The 760-nt window shown below is 70.1% G+C and carries 1 protein-coding gene; it reads right to left on the bottom strand.

Going from position 1 to position 760, the window contains the following annotated elements; genetic code table 11:
• Nucleotides 1–760, bottom strand: a 760-nt coding sequence (locus ACXJ3V_RS20175; protein WP_457102139.1) for an aconitase family protein, incomplete at both ends; no start/stop codon positions are given.

Consider the following 760-nt stretch of genomic DNA (forward strand, 5'->3'; position numbering starts at 1 on the left):
TCGATGGCGATGGCGTGCTCGGGGCTGGTGCCCCAGGTGATGGTGGGACGGATGGCGGAAACGTCGATGACTTCCTCGCGGTCGAACACCGCATCCGCGTCGCTCGGCAACAGGCGCCACTGCGCCACCGCCGCGTCGAAGGCCTCGCCCTGCGGCGCAAAGGCTTTGCGGCGCAGGTAGTCGAAGGTGCATTGATCGGGCGCCACCATGCCGCAGCGCGCTCCCAGTTCCACCGTCAGGTTGCACAGCGTGAGCCGGCTTTCGACTTCCAGCGCCTCGATGGCGCTGCCCGCGTACTCAATCGCATAACCGACCCCGGCGGCCGAGCCGAGCTTGCCGATGATGTGCARYGCCAGGTCCTTGGCGGTGACGCCGGCGCGCAACGCGCCGTCGCAGCGGATGCGCATGCGTTTGGGCTTTTGCTGGCGCAGCGTCTGCGTCGCCAGCGCGTGGGTGCTTTCCGACGAGCCGACGCCGAAGGCCATCGCACCCAGGCCGCCGTTGGTGCAGGTGTGGCTGTCGCCGCAGATCACCGTCAGGCCGGGCAGCACGATGCCCAGTTCCGGGCCCATGACGTGCACGATGCCCTGGCCGGGCTGGCCGAGATCGAAGAAGCGCACGCCGGCCGACCGGGTGCGGTCGCGCAGCGCGGTCCACAGCTTGCCGCCGGGCACGTAGGTCAGGCCGTTGCGGCCGGGCTGGCTCGACATGGCGTGGTCGGGCGTGGCGAACACCAACTCCGCGTCATGCACCGGCAGGC

This window comes from Microbacterium sp. P5_E9 (assembly GCF_054049175.1).